Below are 13,097 nucleotides of genomic sequence, written 5' to 3' on the forward strand. Positions count from 1 at the left end.
GGGCCGCGGTCAGTTCAGGTGCCCGGGGCCGAACGCCTGCGGCAGCATCTCGGCCATCGTGCGGAAGCCGTCCGGAGTCTCCAGGACCAGCTCCGGGCCACCGAACTCGTACAGCAGCTGGCGGCAGCGCCCGCACGGCACCAGCACCTCGCCCGCGCCGTCGACGCAGGTGAAGTGGGTGAGCCGGCCGCCGCCGCTCAGCTGGAGCGCCGAGACCAGACCGCACTCGGCGCACAGCCCGATGCCGTACGAGGCGTTCTCGACATTGCAGCCGGTGATCGTGCGGCCGTCGTCCACCAGGGCCGCGACCCCGACCGGATACTTCGAGTACGGGGCGTACGCGTGGGTCATGGCGGCACGCGCGGAGGCCCGCAGCGCCTCCCAGTCCACCGCCGGTCCGGCCGGTGCGGTCATTTTCCTTGCCCCTTCCGGTACGGCATCCCGTCCGCCTTGGGCATCCTGAGCCGTTGCGCCGAGAGCGCGAGGACCAGCAGCGTCGTGACGTACGGAGCGGCGTCCACGAACTGGCTCGGCACCTGGTCGGTCAGCCCGTACCAGGCGAAGAGCAGCGCCGAGACGGCCGCCGAGATCACCGCGGAGACGTACTTCTTCTTGTACAGCTGCCACGCTACGACCAGGACGAGCAGGATCGCGAGAAGCAGCAGCATGGCGTGGACGTTCTCGGCGCCGCCGCGCAGCTTGAGGCTGTCGGTGAAGCCGAAGAGCCCGGCGCCCAAGGCCATGCCGCCCGGCATCCAGTTGCCGAAGATCATCGCGGCGAGACCGATATAGCCGCGGCCACCGGTCTGGCCCTCCTGGTAGATGCCCGTGGCGACGATCGCGAGGAAGGCGCCGGCGAGTCCGGCGAGCCCGCCGGAGACGGTGACGGCGATGTACTTGTACTTGTAGACGTTGACGCCCAGCGACTCGGCGGCGACCGGGTTCTCGCCGCAGGAGCGCAGCCGCAGGCCGAACGCCGTACGCCACAGCACCCACCAGGTGCCGGGGATCAGCAGCAGCGCGACCACGGTGAGCAGCGACAGATTGGTCACCAGACCGCCGACGACGCCCGCGACGTCCGAGATCAGGAACCAGTGTCTGGCCTGGAGGTCCTGCATCCAGTCGGCGAGCCCGGGGATCGTGATCTCGGTGATGGAGTCGATGCGCGGGGACTGCTTGGAGGAGCCGCCGTCGACCCCGTCGAAGGCGAAGTTGGAGAGATAGCGGGTGGCGCCGACGGCGAGGATGTTGATGGCCACACCGGAGACGATGTGGTTCACGCCGAAGGTGACGGTGACGACGGCGTGCAGCAGACCGCCGAGGCAGCCGCCGAGTATGCCGAACAGGACGCCGACCCACGGCCCCCACTGGAAACCGGCCCAGGCGCCGAACCAGGTGCCGAGGATCATCATGCCTTCGAGGCCGATGTTGACGACGCCCGCGCGCTCGGCCCACAGTCCGCCGAGTCCGGCGAGCCCGATGGGGATGGCGAGTTCGAGGGCGCCGGCGACCTGGCCGACGGAGGTGATGTCCTCGGCGCCGCTGATCAGCCGTACGAGCGAGACGAGGGCCAGCGCCCCCGCGACGATCAGCAGGATGACGGGCAGCGAGAGCGCCCGGCGGCCACCGCCCTTCTTGGGGGCGGCGCTGGTGGCTGAGACGGTGCTCGTGCTCGTACTCACAGCGCGGCCCCCTCCTTCTCGGTCTCGGACGTGTCGTTCTTGGGGTGGGCCTCGGTCGTGAGGGATCCACCGGCGGCGAGTTCCGCGCCGACCTTCTGCTGCTGGCGGCGGATTCCGTAGCGGCGGACCAGCTCGTAGCTGACGACGACCGAGATCACGATCAGGCCCTGCATGATCGTGGCGATCTCCTTCTCGTACCCGTACTGGTCGAGAGAGGCGGACGCCTTGTCCAGGAAGGCGATGAGCAGGGCGCTGAAGGCGATGCCGAGCGGGTTGTTCCGGCCGAGCAGGGCGATGGTGATGCCCGTGAAGCCGATGCCGGTCGGGAAGTCGAGGCTGTAGGTGTGGGTGTCGCCGAGGAGCGTCGGCATCCCGGCGAGGCCGGCGACCGCGCCCGAGATCAGCATCGAGGTGAGGATCATCTTCTTGGCGTCGACGCCGGAGGCCTGCGCGGCGGTCTCGCTGGCGCCGGTGGCGCGCAGGTCGAAGCCGAAGCGGGTACGGCCGAGGACGAACCAGTAGATGAGGCCGCAGGCGGCGGCGACGAAGGTGAAGCCGTAGATCTCGCCGGCCTCGGCGCCCATGGACAGGCCGGGGAACCAGCCGGACTCCGGGATGTCACCGGTGGTCAGATTGTTGGAGCCGGCCGGCTGGACGCCGAAGTTCTTGGGCAGGATCAGCCAGGCGACGAGGCTGGTGGCGATCGAGTTGAGCATGATCGTGGAGACGACCTCGCTCACCCCGCGGGTGGTCTTGAGGATGCCGGCGATACCGGACCAGAAGGCGCCGACCAGCATCGCGACGATCACGATCAGGGCGATCTGGAGCGGGCCGGGCAGATCGACGCTGGCGCCGACGAGCGCCGCCATCATCGCGGCGAGCCGGTACTGCCCGTCGACACCGATGTTGAAGAGGTTCATCCGGAAGCCGACGGCGACCGCGAGCGCGGCCAGATAGTACGTGCCGGCCTGGTTGACGATCAGCACCTGGACATCGACGTACGAGGCGGACTCGAACATGATGCGGTACGGCTCGAAGGGGTCGCTGCCCGAGACGAGCAGCACCACGGTGGTGAGGACGATGGCGACGACCAGCGCGAGCACCGGGCCCGCGAAGCCCAGGATCAGCCGGTCCTTGTCGAACTTCTTCATCGGGCTTCGTCCTCCGGGGGTGCCGCTGCGGCCTGTGGTGCCTGTGCCGTCGACGCGGACGCGGACTCCGCCGCCGGCTCGGGCTCTGCCTCCAGATGACCGGTGGCGGCGCCGGTCATGGCCGAACCCAGTTCCTCCGGAGTGATGGTGGCGGGATCCGCGTCGGCGACGAGCCGGCCGCGGTACATCACCCGCAGGGTGTCGGAGAGCCCGATCAGCTCGTCCAGGTCCGCGGAGACCAGCAGGACGGCCAGCCCCTCCCGGCGGGCGTCCCGGATCTGGTCCCAGATCTGCGCCTGCGCGCCGACGTCCACACCACGGGTCGGGTGGGCGGCGATCAGCAGCTTGGGGTGGTGGCTCATCTCGCGGCCGACGATCAGCTTCTGCTGGTTGCCGCCGGAGAGCGAGGCCGCGGTGACCTCGATACCGGGCGTACGGACGTCGTACTCGCGCACGATCCGGGTGGTGTCGGCGCGGGCTGCCTTCGGATCGAGCAGTCCGCCGCGGCTGTTGGGCCGCTCGGTGACATGGCCGAGGATGCGGTTCTCCCAGAGCGGGGCCTCCAGCAGCAGCCCGTGGCGGTGCCGGTCCTCGGGGATGTAGCCGATACCGTCCTCGCGGCGCTTGCGGGTGGGCGCGTGCGAGATGTCGGCGTTGTCGAGGGTAATCACCCCGCCGTCGGGGTCGCGCAGCCCCATCAGCGCCTCGATCAGCTCGGTCTGGCCGTTGCCCTCGACGCCCGCGATGCCGAGGATCTCGCCCCGGTGGATGGTGAAGGTGATGCCGTCGAGCACCTCGCGTACCGCGCCGTCGGGGTCGGTCGCGGTCAGCCGCAGCCCGTCCACCGTGAGCGTCGGTATGTCCGTCACCGTCGACTCGCGGGTCTCCGGCGAGGGCAGCTCACTGCCGACCATCAGCTCGGCGAGTTGCTTGGTGGTGGTGTGCGCGGGGTCGGCGGTGCCCACGGTCGTACCGCGGCGTATGACGGTGATGTCGTCGGCGACCGACAGCACCTCGCCCAGCTTGTGCGAGATGAAGATGACGGTCAGGCCCTCGGCCTTGAGCTCGCGCAGATTGTCGAAGAGCGCCTCGACCTCCTGCGGCACCAGCACGGCGGTGGGCTCGTCCAGGATCAGGATGCGGGCGCCGCGGTAGAGGACCTTGAGGATCTCCACGCGCTGGCGGTCGGCGACCCCGAGGTCCTCGACGAGCGCGTCGGGGCGTACGCCGAGGCCGTACGCGTCCGAGATCTCCTTGATCTTCTTGCGCGCCTTCGCGCCGATGCCGTACAGGCTCTCGCCGCCCAGGACGACGTTCTCCAGGACGGTGAAGTTGTCGGCGAGCATGAAGTGCTGGTGCACCATGCCGATGCCGCGCGCGATGGCGTCGGCGGGGCTGGTGAACGCGGCCTCCGCGCCGTCGACGGTGATGGTGCCCTCGTCCGGCTTCTGCATGCCGTAGAGGATCTTCATCAGGGTCGACTTGCCCGCGCCGTTCTCACCGACCAGGGCGTGGACCGTGCCCTTGCGGATGGTGATGTCGATGTCGTGGTTGGCGACAACGCCGGGGAATCTCTTGGTGATGCCGCGCAGTTCGACTGCGGGGGGACTGCTGGTGGGACCGCTGGGCGGGCTGCTGGACGCGTTGATGACGCACTCTCCTTGGCGGGAAAGGAGTAAAGGCGGGGGTGACAGTGGCAGGCGGGGGTGAAGTTATCGCGCCGGAGGGTCGTCTACACGCGTAGCGCTGCCGAATCGTAAGACGGGGGATGCCGGGCCGATCGGGGGGTGACCGGGCGGTGACCGGGGGTTCGTACCTCGGCCGGTGCGCCGGGGCGGGTGCGCCCGGGGCCCGGGACGACGGCGCACACCGTCGCCCCGGGCCCGCGGGAGGTACCACCGCGCGACCCGACAGAGCCGTTACGGCGTGGTCTTGACGGTGATCTTGCCGTCCACGATGTCCTTCTTCGCCTTCTCCACCGCGGCGACCACATCGGTCAGCTTGGTGTAGGCCGGGTTGGAGTCGGCCAGGCCGACGCCGTCCTTGTCCAGGCCGTAGCGGATCTCACCGGTCTGCGGCGTCCCGTCCTGGACGGACTTGATCAGGTTGTAGACCGAGTCGGCGACATCCTTGGTGACCGAGGTCAGGATCTGGTCCTTGTAGGCGGCCAGGCCCTTCTGGCTGTACTGGTCGGAGTCGACGCCGATGGCCCACTTACCGGCCTGAGCGGTGGCCTCGATCGAGCCGGAGCCGGCCAGACCGGCGGCGGCGTAGACCACGTCGGCCTTCTTGTCGAGCTGCCCCTGCGCGGCGGCCTTGCCCAGGTCGGGCTTGGAGAAGCCGTCGAAGTTCGGGGGCTGGGTCAGGTACTGCGACAGGACGTTGACCGCCGGGTCGGTGTCCTTGACGCCCTGCGCGAAGCCGGCCTCGAACTTCTTGATCAGCGGGGTCTCGACACCGCCGATGAAGCCGACCGTCTTGGACTTGGTGACCTTGGCGGCGGCGACGCCGGCGAGGTACGAGCCCTGCTCCTCGTTGAAGACCATGTTGGCGATGTTCTTGCCGGTCACCGAGGAGTCGTCGATGATGCCGAAGGTGGTCTTCGGGAACTTCGGCGCGACCTTCTTGATGGCGGGCGCGTACGCGAAGCCGACACCGATCACGGGGTTGTTGCCGGAGCGGGCCAGCTCGGTCAGGCGCTGGACCTTGTCGGCGTCCGACTCGCCCTCGGAGGGCTCGGCGGCGCTGCCCTTTATCTTCAGATCGGTCTCGGCCTTGGACAGGCCCGCGTAGGCGGCGTCGTTGAACGACTGGTCGCCGCGGCCACCGATGTCGTACGCGATGGCGGCGCCGGCTTCCTTGGAGTCGGAAGAGGCGTCCGACGACGACTTGTTGCCACACGCGGTGGCGGTGAGCGCGAGTGCCGCTGACGCGACACCCACGGTGGCGATCCTGGTGATCCGGCGCAAGGGAGGCTCCTTCAACCTGACCGAAGCGCCTCGGCTGGCGCTGGTTTCGCCCCGGATCGTAACGCGCGTAGATGTCAGATAAAGACCTGTACGGAAGCTGTTATCGGATCGTCGCGAACGGAGTGCGAGCCGGAAGTGTCATGGCCGCCTACAAACGGTTTCCGTCGATCAACGCGGCGGCCGTGAAAAGCTCCACGCCGACCTGGATCGCCTGCTCGTCGACGTCGAAATCGCCACGATGCAGGTCGTACCTGGCCTGGCTGCCGGGGGTCCGTACGCCGAGCCGCGCCATCGCGCCCGGCACCTGCTCCAGATACCAGGAGAAGTCCTCCCCGCCGAGGCTCTGCTCGGTGTCCTCGATCGCATACGAACCGCGGCGGGCGGTCTGCGCCGCGCGCAGCAGCTCCGTGACGACCGGGTCGTTGACGACCGGCGGCACGCCCCGGATGTACTCGATCTGCGATTTGGCGTGATGCAGCGCGGCGATCTCGTCGATCGCGGCGTGCACCAGGTCCGGGGCGTCGCGCCAGGCGGGCAGGTCCAGGCAGCGGACGGTGCCGGAGAGTTCGGCGTGCTGCGGGATGACATTACAGGCGTGGCCCGACGCGATACGTCCCCAGGTGACGGAGAGCCCGGAGCGGGCGTCGACCCGGCGGGCGAGCAGCGCGGGGACCTCGGTCGCCACCTTGGCGGCGGCGGTCACCATGTCGGTGGTGAGGTGCGGGCGCGCGGTGTGGCCGCCGGGACCGTCGAGGCTGATCTCCAGCCGGTCGCAGGCGGAGGTGATCGGTCCTGGCCGCAGTCCGATCAGCCCGGCGTCGACCTTGGGGTCGCAGTGCACGGCGACGATGCCGCCGACGCCGTCGAGCACCCCGGACTCGATGGCGTCGGCGGCGCCGCCGGGCAGCACTTCCTCGGCGGGCTGGAAGATCAGCCGTACGGCGTTGGGCAGTTGCCCCTGCCGGTCGAGCTCGGCGAGAACCAGCCCCGCACCGAGCACGGCGGTGGTATGGACGTCATGCCCGCAGGCGTGCGCCCGGTCGGGCACGGTGGAGCGGTACGGGACGCCCGTCTTGGTGTCCGGGATGGGCAGCGCGTCGATGTCGGCGCGCAGGGCCAGCATGGGCCGGGCGGGGTCCGGCGTCCCGATGTCGCACACGAGCCCGGTACCGGTCTTCAGCACCCGCGTCACGAGCCCCGCCCGCTCCAGCCGGTGCTTGAGCGCGGCGGTGGTACGGAATTCCTGGTTGCCCAGCTCGGGATGCATATGCATGTCCCGGCGGAAGGCGATCAGCTCGGCACGGAGGGTTTCGGGCAACGTGCCGGGGAGTGCGGCTTCCGCTGGCGCGGGCAGGTCTGGCTCGGACTCGCAGGACATCAACTGGCTCACCTGTTGAAGAGTAGGCCCCTTCACTGATCAACCAGCCCCCGATCAAGAAAATTTCAGCCACACAGGCCAAGAAACCGGGTTCCGGCGTGCATGAGGTACGGACCAAGCGGGTATACCGCGCGATCCGCGCGGTCCTCACCTCGCGTGCCCGCCCAGGTCGGACGTCTCCTCATCGGTGACGAACGGCTCGTCCCACACGCGGTGGGCCGACGCGATGCGGTGAATGCCCTCACGGATGATTTCGGCCTGCGATGTGCCGAGGCGGCCGGCGGCCTCTTTGATCAGTGTGAGATCGCTGTCGTCGACGTCGACGTCGATGCGCTTCAGGGTCATATCTCAGACCTTGATCACGCGGACACCGGAGCCGCAGAGCATCAGGAGATCCTCGGGGTCCGAGGTCAGGACGGTGACCGGGGCGGGCGAGGCCAGTGCGGTGGCCGCCACGATGGAGTCGAGCGCGTACTTGTGGCCGTGCAGACCGGCCGCCGCGAGGAGTCTGCTCGCGTGGCGGGCGATGGCTTCCGTGGGCGGGATGATGTTCAGGCGGGAGACGGCGTAGTCGAACCGGGCCTGGTTGACCTTGGGGTCACGCGCTTCGACGAGCGTGACGGAGCTGACGACCACGCGCATGTCTTCGGATTCGGCCGCGGCCAGCCACTCTGTGAGCTCGGGGGTGCCTCGTACGAGCTTGGACAGCCCCTCGCAGTCCAGGACGAGCGTCCCGCTCACGCGGCGTTCGCCGAGCCGCCGGTGTCACCGCGCAGGAGGGCCCGCTTGGCCTCGACCGCTGCCGGATCGACCGGGCCGTGCTGGGCCTCCGCGTCCTCGATCAGCTCCCGCAGCCGCTCCCGTTCCAGCTGCCGCTGGATGAGGGCTTCGACGTACGCGGACATGCCACGCCTGCCGGTGCGCTCCTTGAGGGCCGCGATCGTGCCTTCGTGGAGAGAGACGGACACCGGCCGCGTGGGACCTTCACCAGGAACAGGAGGAGTGGCCATACGCCCAGTCTAACAAATTGATTGTTATTGGGGCGCGACTCCCGTTCCCGGCTCAGTGCCTCAGGCCGGCGAAGGCAGTCTCGGGAGGCGGTGGATGTCGCGGGCCGTGCCCGTTACGCCCGACAGGAAGCCCTGGGCGCGTGGGCTCGCCGTCTCCTTCAGCCATTCCGGGGCGATGTCGCAGACCGCGACGCGTACGCCCGTGCCCGCCAGGGCCAGGGGGAGGGTGTGGACCACCGTGGAGGGGAAGCTCAGGATCGTCTTGCCGATCGGCCCCCGGCGCGCGATCACTTCCAGGGGGAGGTCCGGGCGGACGATCTCCAGGCCCGTGACCGTGTGGAGGCGGTGCAGCTTGTCCACGTCCTCGCGGCGGTGCGCGAAGTAGCGGGTGGCGCCGTGTGTGCGGGCGAGCGCCGTGACCGCCTCGATGTACTGGTCCGCGTCGATCACGCCCGTCTCGACCAGCGACGTACCGACCATGTCCGCGCCCGCGGCTATCCGGGGCGGCCCGAATGTGGCCCGCGTCCACTCGAAGCGGTTGGCGGTGACGGTGATGCCGGCCGGGATCTCCTCGACGGGCATCGAGGTGAAGACCTCGACCGTACGGCCGTCCGACGGGGAGAGCCGGCGGCGCGCGGCCGCGGTGACGGGCGCGAGGACCAGTTCCCGCGGCCCGCGGCTGCCGCCGCGCCGGTGCCAGCGCACCAGCCGTTCGCCGCGGGCGATCTGCCCGATGAACTCCAGCGTGGCGGTGCCGTCGTCCACCACCGTCAGTTCCTTGCCGCTGACCAGGGTCAGCAGCAGCTGTACATACCGGGAGAACGGGTCCCCGATGACTATCCGGCCGGCCTTGCGGAGCAGCGGGGTCAGTTCCCGCAGCGTCCGCAGGGGCGCCCCCGCACCACCGCGCGCCTCTTGCCAGCGCACGGTGAAACCCTCGTCACGGGCCAGCTCCGCCATTCTGCGGAGCTGGCCGCGCGACATGGGATCGGTGGGTGACAGCACGACGACGGTGAGGGCGTCACCGGTCGCGCTGGCTCGCGTCCACTCCAGCACATTGAGCAGCTGGACCGGGCTCTCCACGAATGCGATCGCGTCGGCGTTCCCGCCGGCGTCTCCGCCCGCGGTCGCACGAGGGTGCGGGGAGCCCCCGCCGGCACCGGTCATGGCGTCAGACCGCCACCGGCTCGGTGGACTCGGCGACGACGCCCGCGACACGGCGGAGCTTCTTCATCGGGCCGAGCTCCGACTCGTAGACCTTCTTGACGCCGTCACCGAGGGACGCCTCGATGGTGCGGATGTCGCGCACGAGGCGCTGGAGGCCCTGCGGCTCGACGGAGGCGGCCTGGTCCGAGCCCCACATGGCGCGGTCGAGGGTGATGTGACGCTCGACGAACGTGGCGCCGAGGGCGACGGCGGCGAGGGTGGTCTGGAGACCGGTCTCGTGGCCGCTGTAGCCGATCGGGACGTTCGGGAACTCGGCCTGGAGCGTGTTGATCACGCGCAGGTTCAGCTCCTCGGCCTTGGCCGGGTACGTGGACGTGGCGTGGCAGAGCAGGATGTTGTCGCTGCCCAGGACCTCGACCGCGTGCCGGATCTGCTTCGGCGTCGACATGCCGGTGGAGAGGATGACGGTACGGCCGGTGGCACGCAGGGCGCGCAGCAGCTCGTCGTCGGTGAGGGAGGCGGAGGCCACCTTGTGGGCGGGCAGGTCGAACTTCTCCAGGAAGGCGACGGCCTCGGTGTCCCACGGGGAGGCGAACCAGTCGATGCCGCGCTTCTTGCAGTGCTCGTCGATGGCGCGGTACTCGTCCTCGCCGAACTCGACGCGGTGACGGTAGTCGATGTACGTCATCCGGCCCCAGGGGGTGTCCCGCTCGATGTCCCACTGGTCGCGCGGGGTGCAGATCTCCGGGGTGCGCTTCTGGAACTTGACCGCGTCGCAGCCGGCGTCGGCGGCGACGTCGATCAGGGCCAGGGCGTTGTCCAGCTCGCCGTTGTGGTTGATGCCGATCTCACCCGTGACGTAGACCGGCTGGCCGGGTCCGGCGGTCCGCGTGCCGAAGGTGCGCAGGCGCGAGGTGGAGTTGGTGCTCATGGAGCGTCCTTACTTGTTGAGGGTGGGGGTGTGGGGGGTCTGGAGACCCGGCCCGAGGATCCAGGCGGCGATCTCGCGGATCGCTCCCTCGCCTCCGGGGGTCGTGGTGACGGCACGCGCGGCGGCGCGTACGGCGTCATGGGCGCTCGCGACGGCCACCGGCCAGCCGACGAGTCCGAAGCACGGGAGGTCGTTGACGTCGTTCCCGACGTAGAGCACTCGCTCGGGCGCGATCCCGTGCTCGTCGCACCACTGCTTGAGCGCGACATCCTTGCGGTCGATGCCGTGCAGCACCGGCACCTGGAGCTTGCGGGCGCGGGCGGCGACGACCGGGTTCTGCTCGGTGGAGAGGATGAGCAGCTTCAGTTCGCTGCGGCGCAGCGCGGCGATCCCCAGCCCGTCGCCGCGGTGCACGGCGACCATCTCGCGGCCGTCGGAGTCGACGAAGACCTTGTCGTCGGTCTGGGTGCCGTCGAAGTCGAGTACGACCGCGTCGATGTCGTCGTACGTCGGCAGGACGGCCGGGTCGAGGAGCGGGGCCAGCGCGCGGGCGCGGGCCAGATCGTGCGGGTCGTCGATCTCCAGGACCCGGGCGGGGTCGGTGGAGACGAGCGCGGTGCGGCCGAAGAAGCGGTGCTTGGCCGCGCGGAAGCCTTCGGCGCGCATCGCGTAGGCGGCGCCGGTCTCCAGATACTCCTGGGGGCGGTCCTGGCGGCGCGGCCGGTTGGCCTTGTCGTGGTTGACGCCGTAGCCGCCCGATACCCCGGCGTCCGCGCTGCCCGCGCTGTCCTGGCGCCAGATGAAGCCGTGGGTCGGCGCGACGGTCAGCGCGCTGTCCGCGCCGTCCTCGGTGACGGCGCCCGCGACGCCGTCGAGGTCGTCGGCGGTGATGAACGGGCTGGTGCACTGCACCAGCAGGACGACCTCGGCGGTCTTGCCGCGCATCGCGCCGTAGGCGTCCATCGCGTGCAGCACGGCCGCCTCGCTGGTCGCCGTGTCCCCCGCGATGGCGGCGGGGCGCAGGACGACCTCGGCGCCGGCGCCGCGGGCCGCGTCGGCGATGGCCGCGTCGTCGGTCGAGACGACGACATCGGTCACGCGCCGGGCGGCCAGACAGGCGCGGACGGCGCGCACGACGAGCGGTACGCCACCGACGGGGGCGAGGTTCTTGGCGGGTACGCCCTTGGATCCGCCGCGTGCGGGGATCACCGCGAGGACGGTCATCTGTACTCCTTGGTCCGCGGACAGGTCGTCCGCGGGTCGTTCAGCTGCGGCTCGGTCATCTGGGGTGGCTCGGTTCGCGGCCGGGTCGTCCACCGCGGGGGCATCGGCCCGGTCGTCCGCCGCCCGTCCCTGGGTGGCGGGCCGGACGGGGGTCGGTTCCTGTGCCGGCGCCGTCGGCCCGGTCACAGGTCGCCCATGCGGCGGATGACGGGCGCCACGCGCTGCACTCCGTGGCGGTAGGCGCCGCGCGCGGCGCCCCGTACGGCCTCGCGCACCACGCGTCTGACCCCTCGGGCATCGCCGTCGGAGGCCCGGGACGGCAGTGGAGTCCCGTCCACTGCCAGGTGGTAGCGGGCCAGCAGCGGCGGCAGATACCCGGGGGCGGTGGTGGCCGTGTAGTACGGGTCGATGTCGGGCAGCTCGGGCCCGTCCAGCAGCTCCGCCACCCGCCGCCGGGCGGTGTCGAAGGCCGACGCGTACGATCCGTCGGCGGCGACGCCCTGCCGGTCCGCCCAGACGGCGTCGGGGCGCGGGCGCCCGCCGCCGTCCAGCTGGTCCCAGGACGCCAGACAGCCCGAGCCGATGAAGTGGTGGTTGCCGAGCGGTTCCCGCACCCCGAAGTCGGTGAGGATCGCGGTCGGGATGCGCCGGTGCAGGGATTCGAGGGCGGCCGTCGAGGAGACGGTGACCAGCAGATCCGTACGGTCCAGGACCTCGCCCATGTTCCCGTACACGAGCCGGAAGTTGGGCGGCAGACCGCCGGGCACCTTCTCGGCGAGGCGCTGGTAGGGGAACTCCTCCACATGCGTGGTGTGCTCGCCGGGCTTGCTGCGGAGCTTCAGCAGCACCTCGCGGCGCGGGTGGAGCCTGGCGTGCTCGACGAGACGCCGCAGCAGATACGTACGGTCGGCGCGGCTCGCCGGTACGGAGGGCTGGGCGGCGAAGACGACGGTGTCGCGGCCCTCCTCGGGCACGTACCGCTCACCGCCGAGGAAGGGCAGCGCGGCCTCGGTGACGGAGGAGGCGTCGGCGCCGACTCCCTCATATACGGTGCGGAACCGCTGCGCGTCGTAGCGCGAGTTGGCGAGGACGACATCCGCGCCGTGCCGCAGCAGCAGCCCGTCGGAGAGCTTCTCGTAGACGACCCCGACATAGCCGGTGACGATCACGGGCCGGTCGGTCAGCTTCAGGGCGGCTATCCCGTGCAGCATCGCCTGTACGGCGCCGCCGACGAGGGCCAGGACGACCAGGTCGTACGACCCCTCGCGCAGCGTCCGCAGGAAGTCGGTGCCGGTGAGCTCACGCAGGGCGTCCGCCTCCGCGCCGACCTCGGCGAGCTGTCTCGCGGTGGGCGTGGCCCGTCCGCGCAGGAGAAAACCGCTGAGCTCTATGGAGCGATCGTCCGGCGTGATGCGGCGCGCGGTGAGCGCGCCCCACTTCCACCGGGTGTCGGAGTCGGCGAGCACGGCGACCCGGACCGCTTGACCGCTGGTACGTGATGGCACGACGAGGACGTTAGAAAGCCATTCCGTTTGTCGCCCCAACTCAATGGCAATAAAGGGTTAACAGCACGTCTACGAATGGC

The 13,097-nt window shown here is 70.2% G+C and carries 12 protein-coding genes and 1 pseudogene; all 13 read right to left on the bottom strand.

Features of this window, described 5'->3' with window-relative positions:
• Positions 1-9: 9 nt before the first annotated feature.
• The gene (locus M1203_RS04640) at positions 10-414 is read right to left on the bottom strand and encodes a cytidine deaminase (protein ID WP_249948199.1); all 405 of its coding nucleotides are present in this window, start codon (positions 412-414) and stop codon (positions 10-12) included.
• The gene (locus M1203_RS04645; protein ID WP_249948200.1) at positions 411-1,682 is read right to left on the bottom strand and encodes an ABC transporter permease; all 1,272 of its coding nucleotides are present in this window, start codon (positions 1,680-1,682) and stop codon (positions 411-413) included. Before M1203_RS04645 ends, M1203_RS04640 begins: the two co-directional genes overlap by 4 nt.
• Complete coding sequence (locus M1203_RS04650; protein ID WP_249948201.1) at positions 1,679-2,833, bottom strand: ABC transporter permease; 1,155 nt, start codon at positions 2,831-2,833, stop codon at positions 1,679-1,681. Before M1203_RS04650 ends, M1203_RS04645 begins: the two co-directional genes overlap by 4 nt.
• Entirely contained in the window at positions 2,830-4,482 is a 1,653-nt protein-coding gene (locus tag M1203_RS04655) for an ABC transporter ATP-binding protein (protein WP_249948516.1), read from the bottom strand. Before M1203_RS04655 ends, M1203_RS04650 begins: the two co-directional genes overlap by 4 nt.
• Before the next feature lie 270 nt (positions 4,483-4,752).
• Complete coding sequence (locus tag M1203_RS04660) at positions 4,753-5,802, bottom strand: BMP family protein (protein WP_249948202.1); 1,050 nt, start codon at positions 5,800-5,802, stop codon at positions 4,753-4,755.
• A gap of 148 nt (positions 5,803-5,950) precedes the next feature.
• Positions 5,951-7,180: an amidohydrolase gene (locus tag M1203_RS04665; RefSeq protein ID WP_249948517.1), complete on the bottom strand. Its 1,230-nt coding sequence runs from the start codon at positions 7,178-7,180 to the stop codon at positions 5,951-5,953.
• 195 nt (positions 7,181-7,375) lie between these two features.
• A pseudogene (locus M1203_RS04670) lies at positions 7,376-7,525 on the bottom strand (ribbon-helix-helix protein, CopG family); the annotation flags it as partial.
• Positions 7,526-7,528: 3 nt separating this feature from the next.
• Entirely contained in the window at positions 7,529-7,921 is a 393-nt protein-coding gene (locus M1203_RS04675; protein WP_249948203.1) for a PIN domain-containing protein, read from the bottom strand.
• The gene (locus M1203_RS04680) at positions 7,918-8,190 is read right to left on the bottom strand and encodes a hypothetical protein (RefSeq protein WP_249948204.1); all 273 of its coding nucleotides are present in this window, start codon (positions 8,188-8,190) and stop codon (positions 7,918-7,920) included. The genes M1203_RS04675 and M1203_RS04680 overlap by 4 nt, the downstream gene beginning before the upstream one ends.
• A gap of 60 nt (positions 8,191-8,250) precedes the next feature.
• Positions 8,251-9,357, bottom strand: a complete 1,107-nt coding sequence (locus M1203_RS04685; RefSeq protein WP_249948205.1) for a hypothetical protein — start codon at positions 9,355-9,357, stop codon at positions 8,251-8,253.
• A gap of 4 nt (positions 9,358-9,361) precedes the next feature.
• On the bottom strand, positions 9,362-10,288 hold the full coding sequence (locus M1203_RS04690) for an N-acetylneuraminate synthase family protein (RefSeq protein WP_249948206.1): 927 nt from the start codon (positions 10,286-10,288) through the stop codon (positions 9,362-9,364).
• A 9-nt stretch (positions 10,289-10,297) separates the two neighbouring features.
• Complete coding sequence (locus M1203_RS04695) at positions 10,298-11,512, bottom strand: acylneuraminate cytidylyltransferase (protein ID WP_249948207.1); 1,215 nt, start codon at positions 11,510-11,512, stop codon at positions 10,298-10,300.
• Between the two features lie 182 nt (positions 11,513-11,694).
• Entirely contained in the window at positions 11,695-13,017 is a 1,323-nt protein-coding gene (locus tag M1203_RS04700) for a DUF6716 putative glycosyltransferase (RefSeq protein ID WP_249948208.1), read from the bottom strand.
• Positions 13,018-13,097 lie beyond the last annotated feature (80 nt).

It is taken from the genome of Streptomyces sp. 35G-GA-8, assembly GCF_023534745.1.
Classification (GTDB): domain Bacteria; phylum Actinomycetota; class Actinomycetes; order Streptomycetales; family Streptomycetaceae; genus Streptomyces.

Excerpts from the sequence above, each read along its gene's own strand:
- M1203_RS04640 (WP_249948199.1), bottom strand. The coding sequence starts at position 414 with ATGACCGCACCGGCCGGACCGGCGGTGGACTGGGAGGCGCTGCGGGCC.
- M1203_RS04650 (WP_249948201.1), bottom strand. The coding sequence starts at position 2,833 with ATGAAGAAGTTCGACAAGGACCGGCTGATCCTGGGCTTCGCGGGCCCG.
- M1203_RS04665 (WP_249948517.1), bottom strand. The coding sequence starts at position 7,180 with ATGTCCTGCGAGTCCGAGCCAGACCTGCCCGCGCCAGCGGAAGCCGCA.
- M1203_RS04680 (WP_249948204.1), bottom strand. The coding sequence starts at position 8,190 with ATGGCCACTCCTCCTGTTCCTGGTGAAGGTCCCACGCGGCCGGTGTCC.
- M1203_RS04685 (WP_249948205.1), bottom strand. The coding sequence starts at position 9,357 with ATGACCGGTGCCGGCGGGGGCTCCCCGCACCCTCGTGCGACCGCGGGC.
- M1203_RS04690 (WP_249948206.1), bottom strand. The coding sequence starts at position 10,288 with ATGAGCACCAACTCCACCTCGCGCCTGCGCACCTTCGGCACGCGGACC.
- M1203_RS04695 (WP_249948207.1), bottom strand. The coding sequence starts at position 11,512 with ATGACCGTCCTCGCGGTGATCCCCGCACGCGGCGGATCCAAGGGCGTA.